Origin of the sequence: Kitasatospora sp. NPDC056731 (assembly GCF_040687675.1) — a bacterium.
Taxonomy (GTDB): domain Bacteria; phylum Actinomycetota; class Actinomycetes; order Streptomycetales; family Streptomycetaceae; genus Kitasatospora.
The window spans coordinates 12,853-27,931 of sequence record NZ_JBFBNR010000037.1; the positions used below are offsets into that span (position 1 = coordinate 12,853).

General features: G+C 73.4%; 13 protein-coding genes. 5 read left to right on the forward strand and 8 right to left on the reverse strand.

Features of this window, described 5'->3' with window-relative positions; all coding sequences use genetic code 11:
• Window positions 1–16 precede the first annotated feature (16 nt).
• The 4 genes from AB0R04_RS29505 to AB0R04_RS29520 form a co-directional block, all read right to left on the reverse strand.
• On the reverse strand, window positions 17–418 hold the full coding sequence (locus AB0R04_RS29505; protein ID WP_063346584.1) for a YccF domain-containing protein: 402 nt from the start codon (window positions 416–418) through the stop codon (window positions 17–19).
• Window positions 419–591: 173 nt separating this feature from the next.
• The gene (locus tag AB0R04_RS29510) at window positions 592–1,119 is read right to left on the reverse strand and encodes a hypothetical protein (RefSeq protein ID WP_363376580.1); all 528 of its coding nucleotides are present in this window, start codon (window positions 1,117–1,119) and stop codon (window positions 592–594) included.
• Window positions 1,116–2,819 carry an alpha/beta hydrolase gene (locus AB0R04_RS29515; protein WP_363376581.1) on the reverse strand — a complete coding sequence of 568 codons (1,704 nt, stop codon included), beginning with the start codon at window positions 2,817–2,819 and terminating at the stop codon, window positions 1,116–1,118. Before AB0R04_RS29515 ends, AB0R04_RS29510 begins: the two co-directional genes overlap by 4 nt.
• Before the next feature lie 3 nt (window positions 2,820–2,822).
• Window positions 2,823–3,224, reverse strand: coding sequence for a hypothetical protein (locus AB0R04_RS29520; RefSeq protein ID WP_363376583.1), 402 nt, complete (start codon window positions 3,222–3,224; stop codon window positions 2,823–2,825).
• A gap of 197 nt (window positions 3,225–3,421) precedes the next feature.
• Between AB0R04_RS29520 and AB0R04_RS29525 the strand changes: the two genes are divergently transcribed.
• From AB0R04_RS29525 to AB0R04_RS29535, 3 genes are all read left to right on the forward strand, one after another.
• A complete protein-coding gene (locus tag AB0R04_RS29525; RefSeq protein ID WP_363376584.1) occupies window positions 3,422–3,832 on the forward strand; it encodes a DUF6153 family protein in 411 nt (136 codons plus the stop codon).
• Window positions 3,833–3,930: 98 nt separating this feature from the next.
• A complete protein-coding gene (locus tag AB0R04_RS29530) occupies window positions 3,931–5,535 on the forward strand; it encodes a multicopper oxidase family protein (RefSeq protein ID WP_363376586.1) in 1,605 nt (534 codons plus the stop codon).
• A 252-nt stretch (window positions 5,536–5,787) separates the two neighbouring features.
• Window positions 5,788–7,776 carry an amino acid transporter gene (locus AB0R04_RS29535; protein WP_363376588.1) on the forward strand — a complete coding sequence of 663 codons (1,989 nt, stop codon included), beginning with the start codon at window positions 5,788–5,790 and terminating at the stop codon, window positions 7,774–7,776.
• A gap of 76 nt (window positions 7,777–7,852) precedes the next feature.
• Here AB0R04_RS29535 and AB0R04_RS29540 read toward each other — a convergent pair whose 3' ends face one another.
• On the reverse strand, window positions 7,853–8,491 hold the full coding sequence (locus AB0R04_RS29540; protein WP_363376589.1) for a transglycosylase family protein: 639 nt from the start codon (window positions 8,489–8,491) through the stop codon (window positions 7,853–7,855).
• Between the two features lie 243 nt (window positions 8,492–8,734).
• On the opposite strand from AB0R04_RS29540, the gene AB0R04_RS29545 reads away from it, so the two are divergent.
• Complete coding sequence (locus AB0R04_RS29545; RefSeq protein WP_363376591.1) at window positions 8,735–9,586, forward strand: S-methyl-5'-thioadenosine phosphorylase; 852 nt, start codon at window positions 8,735–8,737, stop codon at window positions 9,584–9,586.
• Here AB0R04_RS29545 and AB0R04_RS29550 read toward each other — a convergent pair.
• Window positions 9,561–9,983, reverse strand: a complete 423-nt coding sequence (locus AB0R04_RS29550) for a hypothetical protein (protein WP_363376593.1) — start codon at window positions 9,981–9,983, stop codon at window positions 9,561–9,563. The genes AB0R04_RS29545 and AB0R04_RS29550 overlap by 26 nt on opposite strands.
• Complete coding sequence (locus AB0R04_RS29555; RefSeq protein ID WP_363376595.1) at window positions 9,983–11,086, reverse strand: molybdopterin-dependent oxidoreductase; 1,104 nt, start codon at window positions 11,084–11,086, stop codon at window positions 9,983–9,985. The genes AB0R04_RS29550 and AB0R04_RS29555 overlap by 1 nt, the downstream gene beginning before the upstream one ends.
• Window positions 11,087–11,199: 113 nt before the next feature.
• Between AB0R04_RS29555 and AB0R04_RS29560 the strand changes: the two genes are divergently transcribed.
• A complete protein-coding gene (locus tag AB0R04_RS29560) occupies window positions 11,200–12,654 on the forward strand; it encodes a glycosyltransferase 87 family protein (protein ID WP_363376597.1) in 1,455 nt (484 codons plus the stop codon).
• Here AB0R04_RS29560 and AB0R04_RS29565 read toward each other — a convergent pair.
• The gene (locus tag AB0R04_RS29565) at window positions 12,575–15,004 is read right to left on the reverse strand and encodes an ATP-binding domain-containing protein (RefSeq protein ID WP_363376599.1); all 2,430 of its coding nucleotides are present in this window, start codon (window positions 15,002–15,004) and stop codon (window positions 12,575–12,577) included. The two genes, AB0R04_RS29560 and AB0R04_RS29565, sit on opposite strands and share 80 nt — an antisense overlap.
• Between the last annotated feature and the right edge of the window lie 75 nt (window positions 15,005–15,079).

Here is a 15,079-nt window from a genome sequence, read left to right on the forward strand (position 1 = left end):
GCTGCTTCTCGAACGGCTACCGGGCGCCCCAGGCCTGGTCGGTGGGGACGACCTCGCGGCCGAGCGGCATGAGGGAGATCGGGATCATCTTGAGGTTCGCCCAGCCGAACGGGATGCCGATGATCGACAGGAACAGCGGGATGCTGGTCACCAGGTGCGCGATCGCCAGCCACCAGCCCGCGAAGATCAGCCAGATGACGTTCCCGACGCAGGACGCCGCCCCGGCCCCCGGCTTCTCCACGGTCGTCCGCCCGAACGGCCACAGTATGAAGCCGGCAATTCGGAAGGATGCGACGCCGAACGGGATGGTCACGATCAGCACGCAGCAGATAATTCCGGCGACGGTATAGGCAATGGCCATCCAGATACCGCAGAAGATCAGCCAAATGACATTGAGGACGAACTCGATCACCTTCATGGCCGACACCTTCTCACGGCTGCTGCTCGGGGTTCCACGATTCAGCCATGCCCGCCCCCGGGCGCGTCTACGCCCTTAGGGGACGTTCCTCGGGGTTTGTTCCGGGGTCGGCGCGGGCGGACGTGCAGGGGCCGCACCCTGCGGAGGGTGCGGCCCCGGTGCGGCGGCTCGGATCAGGCCGGCGGCGTGCCGTCGGGCCAGACGCAGGGGGAGCTGACGGTCAGCTTGAGAAGGCGGCTCGAATCCGTGGCGCCGTCCAGGACGGCGAGGAAGTTGTCCTTGGGGTTCTTCAGCTTCACCCAGCCGGGATGGAAGCCGGGCGGGTCCTCGACCGGCTGAAAGCCTTGTCCCGTCAGGTAGACGCGGAAGGCGTCCGCGACCTCCGTCCTGCCGGACAGGGGGAGGTCCTCGAAGTCGTATCCCCGATGGGTCTGCGTCCTGCCGTGCGGGCCGATGTCGTTGGCGTCGCATTCCATGTCGAAGAAATCGCTCGAGCTCGCCGTCGGCTTGACCGGCAGCTTGGCCAGGGTGTCGGCGAGGTAGGTGTCGATCTGCTTCTTGGCCTGGTCCAGGGTGATCGTGGGCTTCGACCGCTCGTTCAAGGTCTGCACGCCGCAGCCGTTCAGGGCCAGTACGGTGACCGCGAGTGCAGCGGCGGCGGTGACCCGCTTGATCAGTGGGGCGTGCTCGGTGGTGCTCATGAGGCCCGCTTTCCGGCGATGATCTCCCCCATGGAGGTCAGGGTGGGCGAATTCTCGTTCCAGTAGTCCGAGTGCCCCGCCTTGGGGTCGGTGGGCAGGATCTGCGCGCCGAACTGGGGGACGGTGGTCTGTCGGCCGTGGATCAGGTGGTGGTCACCGTCGCCGAGGCCCCACGAGCTGGCGACGTTGTCGACGATGTTGTCCGTCATCCCGCCGGGGTCGGTGGCGGCGGCCCAGCCGATCGCGTCGGCCGGGCTCTGAGCCACGTACACGCGGGACGGGTCGATGTTCAGGTCCTTGGCGTTTTCGACGCCGCAGCCGGGGCTGGCGATGAGGACGACGTTGTCGACCGGAAGGCCCTTGTCCCGCATCGTGTAGCCCACGGTCGTGGTGCCGTAGCTGTGGGCGAGGACGGTGTTGTTCGACAGCTTCCCCTCGTGCGTGGCGTGCAGCCCGGTCTCGAAGGCGTGCAGCTTGTCCTCCGCGTTCTTCGCGTACTTGTCGTCCGCGGCCTCGGGGATGATCGTCTGCGGAGCGTCGTAGCCGACCCAGGTGATCGACGAGGTGGTCTTCGAGTTCTTGTTGGCGGTGTTGGCCGACTGGACCATCAGGTCGGAGCGGTTGATGTCGCTGCCGATGCTGCCGAGCCGGGCGCCGGTGCCGGGTACGTAGGTCGACACGTTGTCGGCGGTGTCGGGGTTGTTGGCCGCGATGATCGCGTGGCCCTTGCCGTTGGTGTCGAAGCCCAGCAGGAAGGTGGGCGGGTGTTCGGCGTTGACCGGGGTGTTCAGCCGGTTCTCGATGGCCGTCACGCCCTTCAGCTTGTCTTCGAGGTCGTCGCGTTTCTGCTTCCACGCCGTGTAGTCGGGGTTCTGGACGGGCCCGCCGTTGGTCTCGGCGACGGACAGGTAGTGCTTGGGCTCCGGGCCGAGGCCGTCGAGCTGGTGTTGGAGGTCCTGCTTGCCACGCTGGAGGTTGATCCGGTTGGCCTGGTCCCGGGCGAGCGCGGGGACGCCGTCGAGGGCGCCGACCTGGTCGGGGTGGTTGAGGATCATCCGGTGCTGCTGCTCGTCGGTCAGCCCGTTCCACCAGCCCTTGACGCTGTTCGGGTCGGTGCCGGCGGCGGGGACCTGTTCGAGCGCGTTCGCGGCGGCCAGGTCGGTCTTCGCCGTGGCGGCGTCGAGTCCGGTGCCGTCGCTCGCGTTGCCGGCCAGGTGGGCGAGCCGGGCGCTGATCGTCTGGTCCGCGTGGTCGGCCTCGGCGAGGGCGGCCGTGATCCGGCTGCTGATCTGCCGGGCCTGCGACTCGGCGTCGGTGCCGGCGAAGGTGGCGGAGCCGGGGTCGTTGTCCCAGGTGATCCCGCCGTCGGCGGCGACGGTCAGCTTGTGGGTCCTGGCGTCGTCGAGGGCGTTGATCAGGTGTGCCTGGGTGGCGGCGAAGCCCTCGGCCGCGTCGTACAGGGCCCTGCTGACGAGGCCGATCTCCTGTTGGGCGGCTTGGAGTTCGTTCTCCAGGAGCTGGATCCGGGCCTGGGCGTGACCGGCGGCGTTCCCGGTCCACTGGGAGTGGTTCAGCCGGTCGACGACCTCGTGCTGCCAGTTCTCGACGTGCTGGCCGAAGGCGGTGGCGAGGGTGTCGAAGGCGGTCTTCGCGGTGGTGAGGTTGATGAGGTCGGCGTCGTGGAGGGTCTTGATGTCCATCGCTTACGCGGCCGCCTTCGCGTTGGCGGGCTTCACGGGGCCCGGGACGAAGGTCGTGTTGAAGGGGTCCGGTTCGTTGGGGACCGGTGCGGCCGGGTTCCGCATGCTCCCATGGATGTCCTTCTCGACCTGGCGGTAGTAGGCGGCTGACGTGGCGAGCTTGGTGCCGACGTCGCCCATGTCGCCGCCGAGCTTGTCCAGCAGCGTCTTCCAGTTCGTGCCGCAGTTCTGGATGGCGGCGGCGGTGAGCCAGCCCTTCAGGCCCCCGGCGGCCTGGTTGCACGGGTCGGTGATCTTCGCGGTCTCGCCCGGTATGAGTCCGCCGATGTGCTGAGCGCTCTGTCCGCAGCCGTCCAGTTCGGCTGGGTTGACCTTGAACTCCAAGGCCAGATCAGGATCTGCCATGTCTTTCCCCCGTTGATGAGCCCCGGACCGGCGTGCCGCCCGGTTCCGTGTCGACAAACTGCTGACGGATGCTAACGGATCGATCTTCGGCGGCGGGGAAGGCAGGGGCCGGGCGACCTGCCCCGGCGCGGCCGGGGGCCGTGACTCGGGATACCCTGCGGGGGTAACTGGTGGCGGGATCGGTCGGGAGGTGGACGATGGCGGAGCCGCGTCCGGCCGTCCCCCGGGCCCTGCGCCTGCTGCTCCTCGCAGCGCTCCTGCTCGGCATCGTGGCGATGCACACGCTCGGCCATCCGACTGCCGGCGGGCACGGGGCGGAGCACGGGGCAGGCCACGGGCCGGCGCGGCACGCCGTGAGCGCCGGTCACCCGGCGGGCGCCGAGGAGACGGTGCACACCACGGCGGCCGACGGCATGGATCCGATGACGGTGTGTCTGGCCGTCCTCGCCGGCTGGACGTTGCTGCTCCTCATCGCCGGCCCCCTGCTGCGGTACAGCGGTGACGTCGCCGCCGAGGTGAGGGCCCGGCTGCTGCGGGCCGTTCGCGCGCTGCCGCCGCCCGGAGGCGGGCGGATCCTCCTCGCCCGGTTGTCGGTGCTGCGCCAGTAGGCGCGTGCCGGCCGCCCCGTGTCCGCGCTCCGGCGCGGGCGGGACGGCCGTCGCGACGCCCTGCTCACCCACACCCACCGCACGAGGTGCACTCCGTCATGCGCACACCCACCCGTCGTACCGTGCTCGGCGCGGCGCTCGCCGCCGCCGGCACCGGTCTGCTCGCCGCCTGTTCCGCCGATCCGATGAAGGGCATGGACCATCGGGGCGCCGCCCCCACCACCCCGGGCGGCTTCGTCGCCCCCGGCGGCCCCGAGGTCGCCGCCGCCGAGGCTCGGCGCGGGCCCGGGCCGGAGCGCAAGGTCGCGCTCACCGCCACCGAGACGACGCTCGACCTGGGCGGCCGCACCGTCCGCAGCTGGGCGTACGGCGACCGCCTGCCCGGCCAGGAGGTGCGCGCCACGGTCGGCGAGACGCTCGCCGTCAGTCTCGCCAACCACCTGCCGCAGCCCACCTCGTTGCACTGGCACGGCCTCGCGCTGCGCAACGACATGGACGGCGTGCCCGGGCTCACCCAGGACGCGGTGCGGGCGGGCGCCGGCTTCGAGTACCGCTTCGCGCTCGCCCACCCGGGGACGTACTGGTTCCACCCGCACTCCGGTGTCCAGCAGGACCGCGGCCTGTACGCGCCGCTGATCGTCGAGGACCCGAGGGAGCCGCTGCGCTACGACAAGGAGTGGGTCGTCGTCCTGGACGACTGGGTGGACGGGGTCGACGGCAGCACCCCGGACGCCGTGCTCGCCGAACTCGCCCGGGGCATGGGCGGGATGGACCACGCGGGGATGGACCACTCGGCGATGGGCGGCCACGACATGGCGGCCATGGGCGGCACTCCAACCGGCACCCCGAGCTCCGCCCCGCCCACCGCCGTCGGCCCGTCCCGGATGCTGATGGGTGCCCGCAGCGCGCTGCTCGGCGGCGACGCGGGCGACGTCGGCTATCCGTTCCACCTGGTCAACGGCCGGCTCGCCACCGCGCCCGAGACCTTCACCGCCAAGCCCGGCGACCGGGTCCGGATCCGGCTGATCAACGCGGGCGGCGACACCGCCTACCGGGTCGCGCTGGGCGGCCACGAGCTGACCGTCACCCACACCGACGGCTTCCCGGTCGAGCCGGCCACCACCCAGGCGCTGCTGCTCGGCATGGGCGAGCGCTACGACGTGCTGGTGACCGTCCAGGACGGCGTGTTCCCGCTGACCGCGCTCGCCGAGGGCAAGAACGCCGCCGCACTCGCCCTGCTGCGCACCGGCGGCGGCGCCGCGCCGGACGCCTCGGTGCGCCCGGCGGAGCTGGACGGCAGGCTGCTCGGCGCGGCACAGCTCAAGGCCGACCCGAGCGTGCGACTGCCCGCCAGGGCGCCGGACCGGACGGTGCGGCTGGAGCTCACCGGCGGCATGGCGAAGGCCGACTGGGCGTTCAACGGCCGCCGGTACGACCCGGCGCAGCGCCACCCGGTCGCGGCGGGGGAGCGGGTGCGGCTGGAGTTCCGCAACACCACGAGCATGTGGCACCCCGTCCACCTGCACGGCCACACCTTCGCGCTGCCCGGTGACGGGCCCCGCAAGGACACCGCGATCGTGCTGCCGGGCGCGACGCTCGCCGTCGACTTCGACGCCGACAACCCGGGCCTGTGGATGGTGCACTGCCACAACGTCTACCACGCGGAGACGGGCATGATGACCGTCCTCGGCTACCGGGCCTGACCTTCGCGGCACGCGGCGCAGGGGCGGGGGAGCGGCCCTGTCCCGGCGCCGCGCGGCCGGCCCGTCGGCGCCCGGCCGCGGGCGCACCGTCACCGGCCGCACCACCCGCCGCGACCTGCGGGGCAATGACGTTTTCTTAACGCGGGGCGATGACGCGTCCTTAACGCCGGTCGCATAGCCTGTCGCACTGCCGTCGCCCGACGGCGCTTTTACGGGGTCTTTAACAAGAGGTGCAAGGTGGTTTCGTCGGGTTTGACGGAGGCGGCGACGGCGGAACCGTCGTCGGCGCGAATACGGTTGCGCGGCTGGCTGCTGGAGGACGTGTCGGCGGACAAGCCGGCCACCGGGGAGGCCGGCCAGGACGGTTCGCAGGGCGGCGCGCAGGCGGGGGACTCCGGCGCGCACAAGGGCCAGCGCTGGTGGCGGGTGATGTGCCTGACCGGCCTGGACTACTTCTCCACGCTCGGCTACCAGCCGGGCATCGCCGCCCTGGCCGCGGGCGTGCTGTCGCCGATCGCGACGATCGTGCTGGTGATCGTCACCCTGCTGGGCGCGCTGCCGGTCTACCGGCGGGTCGCGCAGGAGAGCCCGCGCGGTGAGGGCTCGATCGCCATGCTGGAGCGGCTGTTGTCGTTCTGGAAGGGCAAGCTGTTCGTCCTGGCGCTGCTCGGTTTCGCGGCGACGGACTTCCTCATCACGATCACCCTGTCGGCCGCCGACGCGAGCGCGCACCTGGTGGAGAACCCGCACCTGACCAGCGTCCTCGGCGGCAAGCAGGTGCTGATCACGCTGGTCCTGGTCGCGCTGCTCGGCGCGGTGTTCCTGAAGGGCTTCAGCGAGGCGATCGGCCTGGCGGTGGCCCTGGTCGCGGTCTACCTGGTGCTGAACGTGGTCGTGGTGGCCGTCGGCATCTGGAAGATCATCGAGGCGCCGCACGTGGTCACGGACTGGACCAGTGCGCTGACCGCCCAGCACGGCAACCCGGTGATCATGGTGGGCGTGGCGCTGGTGGTCTTCCCGAAGCTGGCGCTCGGCCTGTCCGGCTTCGAGACCGGCGTCGCCGTGATGCCGCACATCGAGGGGGACCCGGACGACACCGAGGAGAAGCCCACCGGCCGGATCCGCGGCACCCGCAAGCTGCTCACCACGGCCGCCGTGATCATGAGCTGCTTCCTGATCACCACCAGTTTCATCACCACCCTGCTGATCCCGGCCGACCAGTTCAAGCCCGGCGGCGACGCGAACGGCCGCGCCCTCGCCTACCTGGCCCACGAGTACCTGGGCGGCACCTTCGGCAGCGTCTACGACCTGTCCACGATCGCCATCCTCTGGTTCGCCGGCGCCTCCGCCATGGCGGGCATGCTCAACCTGCTGCCGCGCTACCTGCCCCGGTACGGCATGGCCCCGCACTGGGCCCGCGCGGTGCGGCCGATGGTGATCGTGCTGACCCTGATCGGCTTCCTGGTCACCTGGCTGTTCGACGCCAACGTGGACGCCCAGGGCGGCGCGTACGCGACCGGCGTGCTGGTGCTGATCAGTTCGGCGGCCATCGCCGTCACCATCGCCGCGTACAAGGCGAAGCAGCGGGGCTGGACCACCGCCTTCGCGATCATCGCGGCGATCTTCCTGTACACCACCGTGCTGAACTGCCTGGAGCGGCCGGACGGTCTGAAGATCGGTGCCTGCTTCATCGCCGGCATCATCCTGGTCTCGCTGCTCTCCCGGCTGCGCCGTGCCTTCGAGCTGCGCGTCACCGATGTGGTGCTGGACGACGTGGCGGAACGTTTCGTCAGGGACTACGCGCACCGCCCGCTGCGGCTCATCGCCAACGAGCCGACCCACCGCGACGTCGCCGAGTACCGCGACAAGATCCGCCAGATCCGCGCCGACAACGACATCCCCGGTGAGGACGACCTGGTCTTCGTCGAGGTGACCGTCCGGGACGCCTCCGACTTCGAGACCGAGCTGACCGTGCGCGGCGAGGTGCTGCACGGCCGCTACCGGGTGCTGACGCTGGAGAGCTCCAGCATCCCGAACGCGATCGCCGCGCTGGCCCTCACCATCCGGGACCGCACCGGGCAGCAGCCGCACCTCTACTTCGAGTGGACCGAGGGCAACCCCTTCGCCCAGTTCCTGCGGTTCTTCCTGTTCGGCCAGGGCGAGGTGGCCCCGGTCACCCGCGAGGTGCTGCGCGAGGCCGAACCCGACCGCAGCCGCCGCCCGCGCGTCCACGTCGGCTGACGCTCCGCCGCACAACGCCGTCGGCCCGCCCGGTCCTGTGAGACCGGGCGGGCCGACTGCTGTGCGGGAGCCGGGTTCAGGACGGCAGGCGCAGCGCGGTGCCCGGCTGGATGAGGTCCGGGTCGTCGCCGATGGCGGCGCGGTTGAGCGCGTAGAGGGCGGGCCAGCCGCCGGGCACGCGCAGGCTTTCGGCGAGGTCGCCCAGGGTGTCGCCCTCGCGGACCGTCCACCCGCCGTCGCCGGCCTCGGCGCCGGCACTGTCGCTGTCCGCCGGGGGCGCGGGTGCGGGTGCGGGCGGCGGGGGCAGGGCGGCGTCGCGCTCGCGGTCGTGGCCGCGGGTGGCGCGGGCGCCGCAGGCCGGCCAGGGGGAGAGGCCGCGCCGCCCGGCGAGGTGCTGGGCCACCGCGATCTGTTCCTCGCGGCTGGCGAGGTCGGCGCGCGGGGCGTAGGCGAGGCCGCCGTTGTCGCGCCAGGTGGGGGTGTCGAACTGGAGGCCGCCGAAGTAGCCGTTGCCGGTGTTGACGTGCCAGTCGCCGCTGCTCTCGCAGGCCGCCACGCTCTCCCAGTCGTACCTCCCTCCGTCGTACCCCCGGCCGGGGTCGGTGCCCGGGCCGCGGCCCGGGGGAGCGGCCTGGGCCGCGGGAGCGGTGAGGGCCACGGCGAGCGCGCACAGGGCGGCGGGGACGAGGCGGCGAAGACGAACGGTGGGAGGCATCGGCGGCTCTCAACTTCGGGAACAGGGCGCGCACCGCCCGGAGGCGGCGCACACCAACCGACGCACGCCGGGTGGGGGGCGCCGCCGCCGACACGTCCGGCAAGTCACCCGCTCGGCCGCCCCGGACCACCCCGACGGCCCGCGGCCATTTGGTCCCGCCCGCCGTCCCGGAACCGTAAGGACCGGTGCCGCCGCGCGGACCCTAGAGTGGCCGGGACGCCTCCCCGAGGAAGGGTACGAACGATGACGATCGATCAGGGAACCGGTGCTCCGCGCGCCGAACTGGGCGTGATCGGCGGCTCAGGGCTCTACGCGCTGCTCGACGACGTGACCGAACTGCGCGTCGACACGCCGTACGGGCCGCCCAGCGACGCGCTGTTCCTGGGCGAGGTGGCCGGCCGCCGGGTCGCCTTCCTCCCCCGGCACGGGCGCGGCCACGGCCTGCCGCCGCACCGGATCAACTACCGGGCCAACCTGTGGGCGCTGCACTCCCTGGGCGTGCGCCAGGTGCTCGGGCCGTGCGCCGTCGGCGGGCTGCGCCCGGAGTACGGGCCCGGCACGCTGCTGGTGCCCGACCAGTTCGTCGACCGCACCTCCGGCCGGGTGCAGACCTACTACGACGGTCTGCCGCTGCCCGGCGGGGCGGTGCCCGAGGTGGTGCACGTCTCGATGGCCGACCCGTACTGCCCGGACGGGCGGCGCGCCGCCCTGGACGCCGCCCGGGGCGCGGCCTGGGAGCCGGTGGACGGCGGCACCCTGGTGGTGATCGAGGGCCCGCGCTTCTCCACCCGCGCCGAGTCCCGCTGGTTCACCGCGAACGGCTGGTCGGCGGTCGGCATGACCGGCCACCCGGAGGCCGTCCTCGCCCGCGAACTCGGCCTCTGCTACACCTCGTTGGCGCTGGTCACCGACCTCGACGCGGGCGTGGAGAGCGGCGAGGGCGTCACCCACGCCGAGGTGCTGGAGGTCTTCGCCGGAAACGTCGACCGGCTGCGGACGGTGCTGTTCAAGGCGCTGGAGAGCCTGCCCGCCGCCCGGGACTGCGTCTGCTCGCACGCCCTGGACGGGCTCACGACGGGTCTGCCGGGCGTCTGACCCGCAGGCGCCGCCGCCACCACCGGACGAGTGCGAACAGCAGCACCGGCCCGGCGGTGGCGGCCAGCACCAGCAGCCAGTTGCGCAGGTACGGCAGCGGCAGGACGGAGGAGTTGCCGTGGTTCTCGCCGTCCCGCAGCACCGCCGGCAGCCCGATCGCGCTCACCGCCGCCGCGACGATCAGCCAGCCGCGCAGCGCCCAGTCGCGCGCCAGTCGCGCGCCGACCAGGCAGAGCAGCGGCACCCACAGCCCGTCGTGCAGCAGCACCCCGCCCACCGCCCAGACCGCTACGTCGAGCGGGTCGGTGAGGTAGGAGTCGGTGAGCAGGCCCGACAGGCCGAAGCCGATCAGGGCGAGCCCGCCGAGCAGCAGCACCGCGCGCAGCCACCGGGGCATCAGATCACCTCCAGGCGCGCGACCCACTTGGTCTGCAGCACCCCGGGCCGGTTGGGCGCGATGATCCGCGCGGGGAAGCCGTGGTCCGCCGTCAGCACCTCGCCGTTGATCCGCAGGGCGAGCAGGGTGAGCGGGTCGACGGCGTACTCGGCGGGCATCCGCGTCTCCCGGTACGGGCCGTCCGCCTCCAGCGAGGTGATCAGCAGGCCCGAGCCGGCCGGGGCGCCCGCCCGGACCAGCAGATCGGCCACCCGCACCCCGGTCCAGCGCGCCGAGAAGCTCCACCCCTCCACGCAGGCGATCGGCAACTCGACCTCGTACTGCGGGAGTTGGTGCAGCTCGGCAAGGGAGAGCCGGTACGGCTGCGGGCCGTCCACCCGGAGCCGCCAGTCGGCCGGCACGGTGACCGTCCCGGCCTGCGCGGCGGTCCGGTTGACCGGCAGCCCCTGCGGGCCCAGGTCGGGGCGGCGCGGGGCCAGCAGGACCAGCCCGCGCAGGAAGGGGACGGTCTGCCCGGCCGTGGTGAGCGTGACCGCGCCCACCGCGGCCGTCACGGCGGCCAGGAACGCCCGCCGCTGCGGCAGCCCGGCCGCCGGGCGGCGCCAGTGCCGCGCGATCAGCGGGCCCTTGGCCGCGAGGTGGACGAACAGGCCGCCGGTGGCCAGCCAGGCCAGCCAGAAGTGCGTCTGGCGGAACGGGAACGGCCACGGATACCACTGCAGGGTGTCGAACAGCCCGGTGAACAGCTCCAGCAGCATCGCCGCGACCAGCACGAAGATCCCCAGCCGCTCCAGCGCGTGCGCCACGCCGCGCACCGGCGGCCACGCGAACAGCTGCGGGTAGACCGTCCACAGCTTCGCCCCCAGCAACGGGACGGCCGCCAGGCCGCTGATCACGTGCAGCCCCTGGGTCACCCGGTAGCCGTTCACCGGGCGGCTCAGCAGATACGGCGTCAGCCAGCCGGGCGGGTCCTGGAGGGCGTGGCTGACCAGCCCGGTCAGGAAGCACACCAGCAGCGCGGCGCCCAGCCAGCGGCCGAGCACCACGGCGGTGCGCGGCTCGTGCAGCGCCGAGCGGAATCGCGGAAGGAGGTTCGGAGTCACCCGTCCATGGAACCGCCGGGCCCCCGCCTCGCAGCGGCACGACGTGCTTACGGAATCCGAACGGCGCCACGCCGCTGCGGTCGCGCGCCGCCGCCCGGTGGCAGGGTGGGCGCGTGCCCACCCGCCCCCTGCGCATCCGCCTCCGGCCCGCCCGCGTGCCGCCCACCCGCCTCCGGCCCGCCCGCGTGCTGCCCTGTCTGCTCGCGCCGGCCGCCCTGACCGCCCTGACCGCCGCGCTCGCCCTCACCGTCACCGGCGGCGGCACGCTCGGCCACCGCGCACCGCTGTACACCTGGTACACCGTCGACGCCGCCCTGTACGTGCTCGCCCTGCTGGCGCTGCGCCGAGTGGGCGGCCGCCAGGTCGTGCCGCTGGTCCTGGCCGGGAGCGTCGCCGTCGCCGCCGTCGGCCTGCTCGCCCCGCCGCGCACCAGCGACGACGCCTACCGCTACGTCTGGGACGGCCGCGTCCAGGCCGCCGGCACCTCCCCGTACGCGCACACCCCGGACGACCCGGCGCTCGCTCGGCTGCGCACCCCCGACCTGTGGCCGGCCGGCGGCGCCTGCGACGGCTGGGACGAGCGGCGCACCGCCGCCGGCGACTGCACCCGCATCAACCGGCCCGCCGTGCACACCATCTACCCGCCGGTCGCGGAGGCCTGGTTCCTCGCCCTGCACCCCTTCGGGGGAGGGGTGCGCGGGATGCAGGCCGCCGGCGCCCTGTTCGCGGTGGCGACCACGGGGGCGCTGCTCGTCATCGGGCGGGGCAGCCGGCGGGCCGCGCTGTGGGGGTGGTGCCCCGGCGTGACGGTGTGGTCGGTCAACGACGCGCACGTGGACACCCTCGGGGCGCTGCTGCTGGTCGTGGGCCTCGGGTACGCGGCCCGGCGGAAGGCGACGCGGGCCGGCGCGCTGCTCGGCGCGGCCGTGGCGGTCAAGCTGATCCCCGCACTGGCCCTGCCGGGCGCGCTGGCCCGCCGACGCCCGCGCGAGAGCGCCCTGCTGCTGGGCGCCTCGCTCGGCGCGTTCGCCCTGGCCTACCTGCCCTACCTCGCCGCCTCCGGCACCGGTGTGCTCGGCTACCTGCCCGGCTACCTGAAGGAGGAGGGGTACGAGCAGGGGCACCTGGACCGCTTCGGCCTGCTCGCCCTCCTCCTGCCGGACGCCCTGCTGCCGTGGGCCGCCGGGGCGGTCCTGGCCGCCGTCGCCCTGTGGGTGCTCCGGCGCGGCGACCCCGCCCGCCCCTGGGACGGCGCCCTGTTCGTCACCGGCACGGCCCTGCTCCTCGCCGCGCCCGCCTACCCCTGGTACGGCCTGTTGGTGGTGGCCCTGGTCGGCCTCACCGGCCGCTGGGAGTGGCTCGCCGTCCCCGCCGCCGGGCAGTACCTCTATCTGACGGGCGGGGTCGAGGCCCAACAGGCCGCCTACGGCGCCGCGTTGGTGTGCGTCGCGGTCGGCGCCCTGGTGCGGGGGAGAGCGGCCGCCGTCCTCAGCGGGGCTCCAGGCCCTGCAGCATCTCCGGCAGGTCCCGGCTGTGCAGCACCCCGAGGGACTTCGTCGCACGGGTGAGGGCGACGTAGAGGTCGTTCACGCCGTGGGCGTGCGCCGCGAGGATCTCGGTGGGCTCCACGACCAGGACGGCGTCGAACTCAAGTCCCTTGGACTGGGCGGCCGTCAGCAGGACGGCCGGCGAATCCAGCGACGCCGGGCCGTCGTTGACGCAGACGCCTGCCAACTCGGCGATCCCGTCGAGCAGTTCGGCCGGGGCGTCGGGGGCGTGGATGATCGCCAGCCGGCCGCCGTCCAGCGCCGCGAGCTCCCGTTCGACGGCGCCGCGCAGGGCCGCCGCCCGGCCGTCCGCGGGGATCCGCAGGCTCCACGGGCGGGTTCCGCCGCTGCGCACCGCGGTGGGGGCGGCGAGCGACGGGTCGAGCGCCCGCAGGACGCCCTCGGTGACCTGCATGATCTCGGCCGGGGTGCGGTAGTTGATGGTGAGTTCCACCGTGCGCCAGCGCCCCGCCGTGTACGTGTCGAGGGCCTGGCCCCAGGAGCTCAGCCCGGCCGGCGCGCCGGTCTGCGCCAGGTCGCCGACGATCGTCATGGAACGGCCGGGGCAGCGGCGGGCCAGCATCCGCCAGGCCATCGGGGACAGCTCCTGGGCCTCGTCCACGATCACGTGCCCGTAGCCCCAGGTCCGGTCCTCGGCCGCGCGCTCGGCCAGCGGCCGGAGCGACTCCTCGCCGCGGTACTGGCGGGCCAGCATCTTCGCGTCCATCTCGACCAGGCCCACGCCGAAGTCGTCGAGGACGATCTTGGCGAACTCCAGCTCCGCCGCCTCGGCGGCGGCCTCGGCCCGGCGGGCGACGGCGGCGCCCGGAAGCGGGCCGAGCAGTTCGGCGGCCTCGTCGAGCAGCGGCACGTCGTCGGCGGTCCAGGCGGTCCAGGTGGTCCGGGCGGTCCGGGCGGTCGCGGCGGTCACGGCCTCCTCGACCTCCTCGGCGGTCACGGCCTCCTCGGCGGCGGACTCCCGCTCCGGGCCCGGCAGTTCGCGCAGCAGTGCGGCGCGTTCGGCCTCGGTGAAGTCCGGCATCGCGCTCGCCAGCAGCTCCGGGGAGCCGAACAGGCTCGTGAGCACCTGCTCCGGGTTCAGCAACGGCCACAGCTTCTGGGCCACGGCCTGGAACTCGGGCTCGTTGACGAGCGCGTCGGCGAGGTCCGCCACGGCGTCCAGGTCCATCTTCCCGCCCTGGTCCCGGGCGATCCGCAGGGCCAGCTCCGAGGAGAGCCGCTCCACCAGGTCGGCCCGGGCCGCGTTGTGCGGCCTGCCGCTCCGGTGCGCGGCGGCGTGGGCCCGCTCGCAGAGCGCCCGGCCGATCCGGAGCTCCTGGTGGTAGGGCGAGGTCTTGCCCACGGTGATGGTCCACGACTCCTCCGGCAGCTGCCGCAGGCCCTCCAGCGCGGCGGCGAGGACCTGGGCCATCCGGGCGTCGCCCTTGACGGCGGCCGCCTCGGGCGTCTCGGTGTCGGTCCCCGTCACCCCCGGGTAGAGCGTGCCGATGCTGCTCAGCACGACCTCGCTCTCGCCGAGTGCGGGAAGCACCTGGTCGATGTAGCGCAGGAACGTCGTGTTCGGCCCGATGACCAGCACACCGTGCTTGGCCAGCCGGTCGCGGTGGGTGTAGAGCAGGTACGCGGCGCGGTGCAGGGCGACGACGGTCTTGCCGGTGCCCGGGCCGCCCTGCACGACCAGGACACCGCCGAGCGCGTCGCGGATGACGCGGTCCTGCTCGGCCTGGATGGTGGAGACGATGTCGCCCATCCGCCCCGTCCGGGCCGCCGTCAGCGAGGCGAGCAGGGCGCCCTCCCCGCTGAGCTCGGCGTCGCCGCGGCCCGCGTGGGCGCCCACGCCGAAGGCGTCGTCGTCGAAGTCGACGACGGTCCGGCCCTTGGTCCGCAGGTGCCGTCGCGCCACCACATCGCCCGGTGCGGCGGGCGTCGCCCGGTAGAACGGCTCCGCGGCCGCCGCCCGCCAGTCGGTGAGCAGCGGCTCGTGGTCGTCGTCCGACAGGGCGATCCGGCCGATGTACTGCCGCTCGCCGTCGGCGTCGTCGATCCGGCCGAAGCACAGCCCGTACTCGGCGGCGTGCAGCGCCGCCAGCCGGCGGGTGTGGTGGATCTCCATGGTGTCGCGCTCCAGGAGGGCCTGGATCGTCCCGCCCTTCTCCTGGAGGTGGACCTGGCGCAGCCGGGCGGCCGCGAGCGCGCGCTGCGCTTCGAGGCGCTCGTACAGCCTGCCGACGTACGCGTTCTCCGCCCGCAGTTCGCCGGACCGCCAGTCGTCGGCGGGCGAATTCGGTTCGGACGAGGAGGACGAGGAGAACGAGGAGGACTCGGATGGGGAGGACGAGATGGGGGACAAACCTGGCTCCAGGTGCTTTGAGCTTTTCGATTCCTCGGGCGGTCGGCCGGGAAATCGGGGGTGGCGGCGGGTGGA

What these genes read in the sequence shown, in the direction of transcription:
- AB0R04_RS29505 (WP_063346584.1), bottom strand. Translation starts at nt 418, where the DNA reads ATGAAGGTGATCGAGTTCGTCCTCAATGTCATTTGGCTGATCTTCTGC.
- AB0R04_RS29510 (WP_363376580.1), bottom strand. Translation starts at nt 1,119, where the DNA reads ATGAGCACCACCGAGCACGCCCCACTGATCAAGCGGGTCACCGCCGCC.
- AB0R04_RS29515 (WP_363376581.1), bottom strand. Translation starts at nt 2,819, where the DNA reads ATGGACATCAAGACCCTCCACGACGCCGACCTCATCAACCTCACCACC.
- AB0R04_RS29520 (WP_363376583.1), bottom strand. Translation starts at nt 3,224, where the DNA reads ATGGCAGATCCTGATCTGGCCTTGGAGTTCAAGGTCAACCCAGCCGAA.
- AB0R04_RS29525 (WP_363376584.1), top strand. Translation starts at nt 3,422, where the DNA reads ATGGCGGAGCCGCGTCCGGCCGTCCCCCGGGCCCTGCGCCTGCTGCTC.
- AB0R04_RS29530 (WP_363376586.1), top strand. Translation starts at nt 3,931, where the DNA reads ATGCGCACACCCACCCGTCGTACCGTGCTCGGCGCGGCGCTCGCCGCC.
- AB0R04_RS29540 (WP_363376589.1), bottom strand. Translation starts at nt 8,491, where the DNA reads ATGCCTCCCACCGTTCGTCTTCGCCGCCTCGTCCCCGCCGCCCTGTGC.
- AB0R04_RS29545 (WP_363376591.1), top strand. Translation starts at nt 8,735, where the DNA reads ATGACGATCGATCAGGGAACCGGTGCTCCGCGCGCCGAACTGGGCGTG.
- AB0R04_RS29550 (WP_363376593.1), bottom strand. Translation starts at nt 9,983, where the DNA reads ATGCCCCGGTGGCTGCGCGCGGTGCTGCTGCTCGGCGGGCTCGCCCTG.